This is a genomic window from Streptomyces kronopolitis, assembly GCF_014646275.1.
Classification (GTDB): domain Bacteria; phylum Actinomycetota; class Actinomycetes; order Streptomycetales; family Streptomycetaceae; genus Streptomyces; species Streptomyces kronopolitis.
The window spans coordinates 1-9289 of sequence record NZ_BMND01000074.1 but is presented as its reverse complement, the minus strand read 5'-3'; the positions used below and the strand labels follow the sequence as shown (position 1 = coordinate 9289).

Genomic DNA, 9289 nt, shown 5'->3' with positions numbered 1-9289 from the left:
GGCGCGGCCGCGCGGGCAGCGGCGCCGGTCACCGCCCAGCGGCCCGGGACATGGGACTCGGCGGGGCGGGCGAAGGGCTGCGGGAGGCCGCGGGCGTCCCGGGCGCGCCCGGCGGCCGGGCGGGCCGGGGCATGCGAGATCAGCTCCAGATAGATGCCACGAAATGCCGCGACGTTCTGCTCGACGGTGAACAGCTCCAGCGCCCGGGCCCGGGCCGCCGCGCCCAGCCTGGCCCTGCGGTCCGGGTCGGCGAGCAGCGCCCCGCAGGCCTCGGCGAGGGCCCGGGGGTTGCGCGGCGGGACCACCAGCCCGGTGCCGCCGATGACCTCGCAGACCGCGCCGACCTCCGTCGACACCGTGGCGCGGCCGCAGAACATCGCCTCCACCAGGGAGCGCGGAAAGCCCTCGACGACGCTGGAGAGCACCACCACCGCGCCGGCGGCGTAGGCGTCCTGGAGGGTCGGCACCTCGGGGCTGCCGATCTCCTCAAAGCTCACCGGACTCTCGCCGACGGTGCGGGCGTCGGCGGCCTCGTCGGGGAAGAGCTGGGCGGCCAGCGTCCGGCAGTGCGCGAGGTATCCGGGCGCCTGCGGGTCGCGGCCGGGCCCGCCGATGATCCGCAGGGTGGCCCGCGGCTCGGTCCGGCGGATCCCGGCGAAGGCGTGCAGCAGCGCGATCAGGTCCTTGGCGGGCTCGACGGCGCCGACCCACACCAGCGTCTTGGAGTCGTCGGCCGCGGCGTCCGCGACGGCGCCGAAGGGGCCGGCGTCCATGCCCGGGTAGACCGTGCGCAGCCGGGCCCGGTCGGCGCCGCAGCGCTCCTGCCAGCGCCGGGCGTGGGTGTTGCCGGGGGTGATCAGCGCGGCGCGGGCGTAGGCCTCGGCGGCCAGGGCGCCCTGGAAGGCGGCCAGCAGCGCGCGCACCGGGGCGCTCAGCGGCGACGCGGCGCCCGCGAGGTAGTGCTCGCGCAGCCGGACGCCGTACTCGGTGACCAGCAGCGGGGTGCCGAAGAAGTGGCCGGCCAGCAGTCCGGGGAGGGCGGCCGCGCCGGCGGAGGTGGCATGGCACAGGTCCACCCCGCCGAGCCCGGGTGCGCGCCGGTCGCCGTACCAGTCCAGGGACAGCGGCCGCAGCGCGCGTTCGAGCCGGGTGGTGACCGCCAGCAGGTCCTTGACCTGGGCACCGTGGGCGGCGGGCAGGGCGCGGGGGCCGTGGCAGGCGGCCTCCAGGATGCGTACGGCCTCCTCGGAGCGCAGCAGGGCGGGCAGCCCGCCGTGCTCCCCGGCGAGTTCGGCGAGCCCGTAGAGGCCGGTGGCGAAACGGTCCGCCTTGCTGGTCACGGGGGGATCGGGGGCGTCGTCGTCGGCGGCGACGCCCCCGATCACGGCCTGCTCGGCGCCGGGCGGCAGGGTGGCGAAGGCGGCCACCAGGTCGCCGAAGTGCCCGGCGAAGCGGCGCCGTTCACGACGGCCCGGGCCGCGGCCCCGGCGCTGCTCGGCGGCCCGGCGGTGCCCGGCGGGGAAGTCGCCCCACAGCGGCGCGCTGCGCACCAGCCGTACGTGTCCGGGGAGTTCGACCGGGCCCCGCGCCTCCTGGCGGGCGTCGGTGTGCAGGGCGTAGACCTCGAAGTCGTGGCCGGTGAGCCCACGCACGAGCCGGTCGCACCAGGCATGCGACTCGCCGTGCGCATACGGATAACCACCCTCGGTGAGCAGTCCAATTCGCACGAACGCACCCCCGTCCTCCCATATCGGCGCCCCTGGTGTCCCAGCGGCACGGCCGCCACCTGCAGGAAGAAGCTATGCAGAACGGCCGGTGGCGCGATGGACGGTTGTCCATCGCGCCACCGGAAGGGGTGAAACCACGTAACTTTCCGCCCGCGAGGGCGTTTCGACGCGCTATGCGGTCTCCGGGGGTGCGCGGCACTCGGCGGCGCCTCCCTGGAGGCCCGCCCCGGATCCGCGTCCGGGGGCGCCCGCGGCCGCAGGCTGAGTCAGTGCTCGGTGGGGAACGGCCAGGGGTTGGGGCGGCAGGTCACGCCGTCCGTCGTCAGGAACTTGGTCTGCTGCATCATCACGGGGGCCAGGGCGCCCTGCCGGGGGCAGGCCTCGTGGTTGTGCCCGAGGCGGTGGCCGACCTCGTGGTTGATGAGCATCTGACGGTAGGTCAGCATCTTGTCGTGGCCGTAGGTCTTGGAGCCCTGCGCCCACCGGTAGGCGTTGATCATGACGCGGTCGGTCGCCGCCGAGTCGCAGGAGACGTTCTCCTCGCGGGTGTCGAGACCCGACTTGGCGCACCACGCGGAGGTGGTCCCCGGGCTCGCCAGCGTGATCACGAAGTCGGCGTGGCCGGAGGACACCCGCTCGAAGGCCATCTTCCCGCCGTGCGCCCAGCTCCGGTCGTCGTTCAGGGTCTTGTGCACCGCCTCGGCGAAGAGCCTGCCGTCCAGCGGCAGTCCCTGCTCGATGTCCACGCGGTAGCGCAGCAGCTTGCCGTGCCCGGGGGCCTTGGCGGCGCCGGGGACCGGGGTGAACTTCCCGCCGGCGGTCAGATCCGCGGCCAGCGGGAAGGCCTTCGCCATCTGCGCGTCGTAGCCGAGGTGCTTGGCGTCCTGGGTGACGCGGGCGCGGGACCGGGAGGCCTCGTCGCCGGTGTCGTCGCCGCGGTCGGGCCCGCTGCGCGGCTGCGGTCCGGCGCCGGCCTTGTGCTGCTGGGCGACCTGACCCGCGATGACCACGGCGAGCACGGTGGTCACGGCCGCGGCCGCGGCGCCGGTGAACGTCCGGCCCTTGCCGCCCTTGCGGATACCGTGCCGCGACTCCTCCGGGCCTTCCTCGCCGCCCGGCTCCCCGTCGTGGGGACCGTGCGGACCGGAGCCCTCCGCGCCGGCCTCGTCCGGCTCCTGGGCCCGGTCGGCCGCCTCCCGCTCGAAGACCACCGACCGCCCGGTGGGCCGGCCGCCGGCGGTCATCGCGCCCGGGGCGGATCCGTATCCGCCGGCCGTGGGGCCCGCCGGGCGGGGTGCGCCGGCCCGGAACACATCGTCGTCGGGGTCCTCCACCGCACCCGGGGCGTCCGGGAAGGAGCGGGCGTCGAAGGCCTCGACGTAGTCGCGCCGCGGTCCCGGGGCGTCGCCCGGTGCGGTCGGCGACGGCCCGCCGGGCCGCTCCGTGCGCGGCCGGGGAATCCTCGGCGTGCCCGGTGCGGACAGGGACGAGGACGGCGCCGGGCCGGGGAGCGCGCCCCAGCCACCGCCCGGCTCGTGCTGTTCGGGGTGGCCGCCGCGGACCGGGTCGCCCTGGAGCGACTCGCGTCTGCGGCGCCCGGGGCCGGGTACGGAGGAGCCGCCCTCCGTGGGGCTCTTGCCGGGCGGACCGGCCGTCGGTGCGCTGTCCGCAACGGTCTCGGGCCGGCCTCGGCGGCTATGACGTCCCACGCTGCGTGTCAGCTCCTGCCCGCGTCCGCGGTCGCATCGGTCTCTTCACTGTCCAGCAGTTCGCGCACGGCGCGCGCCACCGCCTCCGGGTACTCCATCATCGCCACATGCCCCGCCTCCGGAAGCGTCAGCATCCGCGCACCGCGGAACGCCGCGGCCGCCCGCCGCGCCATCCGGAAGGACACCAGGCGGTCGCGACCACCGTAGACGAGAAGTGTGGGGGCGAGTACGCGCTCTGCCTGACGCCACAAATTATGCTGTCCGCCCAGCGTGTAGGCGTTCACCAGGCCGCGGGCCGAGCGCTCCATCACCTCCCAGAAATACGGGAGTTCCAGGCGCCGCGCGTATTCGTCGGCCGCGGAGTTGAACCCTTCCGGGCTGACCCGGCCGGGGTCGCCGTAGCACAGCGCCAGCACCTCGCGGGTGCGGCGCTCGGGCGTCCAGTCGTGGGTGAGCCGGCTGAACAGCCGGGCGATGCCGGGGACCGCGAGCAGCGCGGTGGGCACCGCCGTGCGCTGCGGCCGCAGTTCGGGCAGCGCCGGGGAGATCAGCGTCAGGGTGCGCACGAGGTCGGGGCGCACCGCCGCCACCCGGGTCGCCGCCGCGCCGCCCATGGAGTTGCCGAGGAGGTGGACGGGGCCGCGCCCGGCCGCGTCGAGGTGGCGGATGAGCGCGCGGGCCTGCGCCGAGACGGAATAGTTGCCGTCGTCCGGCGGCGGTGACAGCCCGAAGCCGGGCAGGTCGATCGCCTCGCCGTCCAGCCGGTCGGCGAGCAGCGGCATCAGGTCCGACCAGTTCTGCGAGGAGCCGCCGAGGCCGTGGACGTAGAGGGCGGGCTCGCGCGGGCGGGTGGCGCCGCCGTCCGCCGCGCCCGGGGCGGTGCGCCCCGCGGGAGGTCCGTCCGGCGACCGCAGGGCCAGCGTCAGACCGGGCAGGGTCACGGTGCGCACCGTCTCCGCCCCGCGCCGGCTGCTCCCGGCCGGGGGTACCGGGAGGGCGGCGGTCGCGGTGTCCGGCGACTCGGTCGAAGACATGCGTCGATGTTACGAGACGATCACGCCCCCGATCGTGTGCCCGCCGTCACACACCGCATCGCGCTGCCGCGGCCACTCTCCTACGCTCGTAGGCGAGGGCAGCCGCCCCGGCCCCTGCTTTCATGCCAGACGTCAGCCGACGGAACGAGCACGCGGAAGAAGCGAGCACGCGGAAAGGGAGCCACCATGCGCGTCGACCCGACAGATCCGGAGACCTTCGTGGACGAGAGCGACGCCACCGGCCTCGACGCCGAAGCACCGGAAGCGGACGCCGCCGAGCAGCACGCCGACCTCGCACCCCGGCGCGACGAACCGCTGACCGGCCCCGGCCCCGACGAGGCGAACGAGGCGGATCGCGCCGAACAGGCCCGGGTCGTGGAGCTGAACGAAGACGAATACCGATGACCTGGGACGTTATGTCGGCTTCCGGTAAGGGGGTCGGGCAGAAAAAACCGACCGGGACCGCGCACAGCCGGGTTACCCAAAAGTACGATGGCGGGCGCGGTGCACCACCTTGTACGGACCGCGTACGAACCAATCTCTGGGAGGCAGCGTGAGCGCCATCGAGCAGACCGAGGCGACGCGCCCGCGGGGCACACGCCTGCCACGTCGAGCGCGGCGCAACCAGCTTCTGGGCGCCGCCCAGGAAGTCTTCGTCGCGCAGGGCTACCACGCGGCCGCGATGGATGACATCGCCGAGCGGGCGGGCGTCAGCAAGCCCGTCCTGTACCAGCACTTCCCGGGCAAGCTCGACCTCTACCTCGCCCTGCTCGACCAGCACTGCGAGGCGCTGCTGCACTCGGTGCGTTCGGCGCTGGCGTCGACGACCGACAACAAGCAGCGGGTCGCGGCGACGATGGACGCCTACTTCGCGTACGTGGAGGACCCGGGCGGCGCCTTCCGGCTGGTGTTCGAGTCGGACCTCACCAACGAGCCGGCGGTCCGCGAGCGGGTGGACAAGGTGTCCCTGGAGTGCGCCGAGGCCATAAGCGCGGTGATCGCCGAGGACACCGGACTGTCGCGGGACGAGTCGATGCTGCTCGCCGTGGGCCTGGGCGGTGTCTCGCAGGTGGTGGCGCGCTACTGGCTGTCGTCGGAGAGCAAGGTCCCGCGCGACACCGCGGTGCAGCTGCTGACCTCGCTCGCCTGGAAGGGCATCGCCGGCTTCCCGCTCCACGGCAGCGACGCGCACTGAGCCCTGTTCGCTGCGGGCGTGGACCATGGCGCCCTGCGCTTCCCCGTACCGGGCTAATGTGTGCTGCGTACGGCGCGGATGGCCGCGCACCCAAGTGACCGTCGGAGGGACAAAAGCCGTGGAGGTCAAGATCGGCGTGCAGCACGCGCCCCGCGAGATCATTCTGGAGAGCGGGCAGTCTGCCGAAGAGGTGGAGAGCGCGGTGTCCGAGGCGCTGAGCGGCACGTCTCAGTTGCTGACCCTGGTGGACGACCACGGTCGCAAGGTGCTGGTCCCGGCGGACCGGCTGGCCTATGTGGAGCTCGGCGAGCCGACCGCCCGCAAGGTCGGTTTCGGCACGCTCTAGCAGCACGAGCCCGAGGCGTCAGCCGGAGGCAGCAGGGGCGGCGGCCCGGGGGTGCACTCCGGGCCGCCGCCCCTTTTCCGGGTCCGCCCCGGGGCCCGTTCCGCCGACTTTGCGCAGATCAGGCCGTTCGAGTCGGTGCGGCTGAGCTGATCGGGCAGGGGACCGGTGCGCGGAGGGTTGCTGCCGGTGCCCCGTGGGTACGACCGCAACGACCGATTTGTTCGACGGTCGGTCTCGTCTCGCGGGAGGGAACAGCATGATCTTCGAAGCGCTCGGTGCCGTGCTCATCGGCTTCGCCATCGCCCTGTCCGCGACGCACTGGCTGCCGGACCGCTTCCCCGAGCGCACCCTCACGCTCGCCACGGGACCGGTCGCGGCGCTGCTCGGCGCGCTGCTGACCCGCTCGATCCTCGGCCCCGGCCATCCCGTTCAGGTGATGATCGCCGCGTGCGCCGTCGGTGCGGCCCTGCTGTCGGTCCTGGCCCGTCCGCCGCACCGCCGTCTTCGGCGGCCCACCACCACACTGAAGGGGCACCGGACGGCCTGAAACCGCCCGGCGCCGCCCCCGCGTCAGGCCGCGAGCCCCAGGGCCGCCATCCGCTTGGTGTGCGCCTCGGTGATCCGCGAGAACATCCGGCCGACCTCGGCCAGGTCGAACCCGTCGGCCACGCCGCCCACCAGCATCGTGGACAGCGCGTCGCGGTCCGCGACGACCCGCTGCGCCTGCGAGAGCGCCTCGCCCATCAGCCGGCGGGCCCACAGCGCGAGGCGTCCGCCGACCCGCGGCTCGGCCTCGATGGCCGCGCGCACCTTCTCCACGGCGAACGACGCGTGCCCGGTGTCGTCCAGCACGGCCAGCACCAGACCGCGGGTGTCGGAGTCCAGCCGGGCCGCGACCTCGCGGTAGAAGTCACTGGCGATCGAGTCGCCGACATAGGCCTTGACCAGGCCCTCCAGCCAGTCGGAGGGGGCGGTCTGGCGGTGGAACTCGTCGAGGGCGGCGGCGAACGGCTCCATCGCCTCGTTCGGCTCCGCCTCGATCTGCGCGAGCCGGTCCCGCAGCCGCTCGAAGTGGTGGAACTCCGCCGAGGCCATCTTGGCGAGTTCGGCCTTGTCGTCCATCGTCGGCGCGAGCTTCGCGTCCTCCGCCAGGCGCTCGAAGGCGGACAGCTCGCCGTAGGCGAGCGCGCCGAGCAGATCGATCACGGCGGCCCGGTACTGCGGGTCGACGGATGCCTTCGCCCAGTCCTGGGCGGCGATCCCGGTGTGTTCTTGCGCGTTGGCCGCGGCGTTGTCAGGCGTTCCCATGACCGGCACAATAGCCCGCTCGGCGGCCGGGGGAAGGGGCTGGTCAGCCACGGCCGTTCCCTCGTACGAACGACGGCCGCCACCGGCTCCCGGGGCCCCGCCGGGCCGTGATGTTTTCCTCACTCATACAAGCCTTCGGATGGACGCGCCATATCCGGGGTACAGTGGTATGCAGACCTGCCGAGTATCGGTGGGTCGTTCCACGAAGCGGATGCCCGGTCGGTGGCCCGATCGGCTCCAACCCGACCGCCCTCTGACGCGGCGCGTACGAATGGTGCGCAGCGCAGGAGGGACACCGCTCGCGGCAGGAGTGCCTGAGCGTTGGCAGTGGTCCCGCCCCACCGGCCGTCTCAAGGCCGGCCCCGTACGAACCCGTACGACGGTGCGGTACGACCCCCTTCGCCGCCTCACGCCGCGTCTCACAGAAGAGGCAAGATTCTGTCTACGTTCCGAGACCTCGGGATTTTCCCCGAGACGGCCGAGGCCCTTGAAGCCGTCGGCATCATCTCCCCCTTTCCCATCCAGGAGCTGACGCTCCCCGTCGCCCTCTCCGGCAACGACGTCATCGGCCAGGCCAAGACCGGCACCGGCAAGACGCTGGGCTTCGGCCTGCCGCTGCTGGAGCGCGTCACGGTCCCCGTGGACGTCGAGGTCGGCCGGGCGCGTCCCGATCAGCTGACCGAGGCGCCGCAGGCCCTGGTCGTCGTGCCCACCCGCGAGCTGTGCCAGCAGGTCACCAACGACCTGCTCACCGCCGGCAAGGTGCGCAACGTCCGGGTGCTGGCCATCTACGGCGGCCGGGCCTACGAGCCGCAGGTCGAGGCGCTGAAGAAGGGCGTCGACGTCGTCGTCGGCACGCCCGGCCGGCTGCTCGACCTCGCGGGCCAGCGCAAGCTGGACCTCTCCCAGGTCAAGAGCCTGGTCCTGGACGAGGCCGACGAGATGCTCGACCTGGGCTTCCTGCCCGACGTCGAGAAGATCATCCAGCTGCTGCCGGCCAAGCGCCAGACCATGCTGTTCTCCGCGACCATGCCCGGCCAGGTCATCTCCCTGGCCCGCCGCTACATGTCGCAGCCCACGCACATCCGCGCCACCGCGCCGGACGACGAGGGCCAGACCGTCGCCAACACCGCCCAGCACGTCTTCCGGGCCCACTCCATGGACAAGCCGGAGATGGTCGCCCGCATCCTCCAGGCCGAGGGCCGCGGCCTGGCGATGGTGTTCTGCCGTACCAAGCGGACCGCCGCCGACATCGCCGACCAGCTCGCGCGCCGCGGCTTCGCCTCCGGCGCGGTCCACGGCGACCTCGGACAGGGCGCCCGTGAGCAGGCGCTGCGCGCGTTCCGCAACGGCAAGGTCGACGTCCTGGTCTGCACCGACGTCGCCGCCCGCGGCATCGACGTCGAGGGTGTGACGCACGTCATCAACTACCAGTCGCCCGAGGACGAGAAGACCTACCTGCACCGCATCGGCCGTACCGGCCGCGCGGGCGCCAAGGGCACCGCGGTCACCCTCGTCGACTGGGACGACATCCCGCGCTGGAAGCTGATCAACAAGGCGCTGGACCTGGCGTTCGACGAGCCGGAGGAGACCTACTCCACCTCCGCGCACCTCTACGAGCAGCTCAGCATCCCCGCGGGCACCAAGGGCGTGCTGCCGCGCGCCGAGCGGACCCGTGCGGGGCTGGCCGCCGAAGAGGTCGAGGACCTGGGCGAGACCGGCGGCCGCGGCCGCGGGCCGCGCCGGGGAACCGCCGTCGAGGAGGAGCGCCCCCTGCGCACCCGCACCCCGCGGCGGCGGCGCCGCACCCGTGGCGGCGCGGCGCCGGACGACTCCGCCGCCCCCCAGACGCAGCCGGCCGCGGACGACGTGAGCACGGAGGCCGCCGAGCCGCGGCAGCCGCGCCGGCGCCGCCGGACCCGTGGCGGCCAGTCCGCCGCGGTGCCCGCTCCGGCCGCCGCGGAGGCGGT

The 9289-nt window shown here is 73.9% G+C and carries 9 protein-coding genes; 5 read left to right on the top strand and 4 right to left on the bottom strand.

The window, feature by feature from the left end; translation table 11 throughout:
• The 3 genes from IEY78_RS33330 to IEY78_RS33320 form a co-directional block, all read right to left on the bottom strand.
• On the bottom strand, window positions 1-1727 hold a 1727-nt coding region (locus tag IEY78_RS33330; RefSeq protein WP_189104743.1), incomplete at its 3' end, for a DUF3492 domain-containing protein.
• A gap of 266 nt (window positions 1728-1993) precedes the next feature.
• The gene (locus IEY78_RS33325; RefSeq protein ID WP_189104742.1) at window positions 1994-3436 is read right to left on the bottom strand and encodes a DUF3152 domain-containing protein; all 1443 of its coding nucleotides are present in this window, start codon (window positions 3434-3436) and stop codon (window positions 1994-1996) included.
• A gap of 8 nt (window positions 3437-3444) precedes the next feature.
• Window positions 3445-4470: an alpha/beta fold hydrolase gene (locus tag IEY78_RS33320; RefSeq protein ID WP_189104741.1), complete on the bottom strand. Its 1026-nt coding sequence runs from the start codon at window positions 4468-4470 to the stop codon at window positions 3445-3447.
• A 186-nt stretch (window positions 4471-4656) separates the two neighbouring features.
• Between IEY78_RS33320 and IEY78_RS33315 the strand changes: the two genes are divergently transcribed.
• The 4 genes from IEY78_RS33315 (at window position 4657) to IEY78_RS33300 (ending at window position 6558) form a co-directional block, all read left to right on the top strand.
• Window positions 4657-4875: an Rv3202a family protein gene (locus tag IEY78_RS33315; RefSeq protein ID WP_189104740.1), complete on the top strand. Its 219-nt coding sequence runs from the start codon at window positions 4657-4659 to the stop codon at window positions 4873-4875.
• A gap of 148 nt (window positions 4876-5023) precedes the next feature.
• Window positions 5024-5665, top strand: coding sequence for a TetR/AcrR family transcriptional regulator (locus IEY78_RS33310; RefSeq protein ID WP_189104739.1), 642 nt, complete (start codon window positions 5024-5026; stop codon window positions 5663-5665).
• Between the two features lie 118 nt (window positions 5666-5783).
• Entirely contained in the window at window positions 5784-6011 is a 228-nt protein-coding gene (locus IEY78_RS33305; RefSeq protein WP_189104738.1) for a DUF3107 domain-containing protein, read from the top strand.
• Window positions 6012-6267: 256 nt separating this feature from the next.
• Entirely contained in the window at window positions 6268-6558 is a 291-nt protein-coding gene (locus IEY78_RS33300) for a hypothetical protein (protein ID WP_189104737.1), read from the top strand.
• A gap of 23 nt (window positions 6559-6581) precedes the next feature.
• On the opposite strand, the gene IEY78_RS33295 is transcribed toward IEY78_RS33300, so the two are convergent.
• A complete protein-coding gene (locus IEY78_RS33295; RefSeq protein WP_189104735.1) occupies window positions 6582-7319 on the bottom strand; it encodes a ferritin-like fold-containing protein in 738 nt (245 codons plus the stop codon).
• A gap of 327 nt (window positions 7320-7646) precedes the next feature.
• On the opposite strand from IEY78_RS33295, the gene IEY78_RS33290 reads away from it, so the two are divergent.
• On the top strand, window positions 7647-9289 hold a 1643-nt coding region (locus tag IEY78_RS33290; RefSeq protein ID WP_189104744.1), incomplete at its 3' end, for a DEAD/DEAH box helicase.

What these genes read in the sequence shown, in the direction of transcription:
- IEY78_RS33295 (WP_189104735.1), bottom strand. Translation starts at nt 7,319, where the DNA reads ATGGGAACGCCTGACAACGCCGCGGCCAACGCGCAAGAACACACCGGG.
- IEY78_RS33300 (WP_189104737.1), top strand. Translation starts at nt 6,268, where the DNA reads ATGATCTTCGAAGCGCTCGGTGCCGTGCTCATCGGCTTCGCCATCGCC.
- IEY78_RS33315 (WP_189104740.1), top strand. Translation starts at nt 4,657, where the DNA reads ATGCGCGTCGACCCGACAGATCCGGAGACCTTCGTGGACGAGAGCGAC.
- IEY78_RS33320 (WP_189104741.1), bottom strand. Translation starts at nt 4,470, where the DNA reads ATGTCTTCGACCGAGTCGCCGGACACCGCGACCGCCGCCCTCCCGGTA.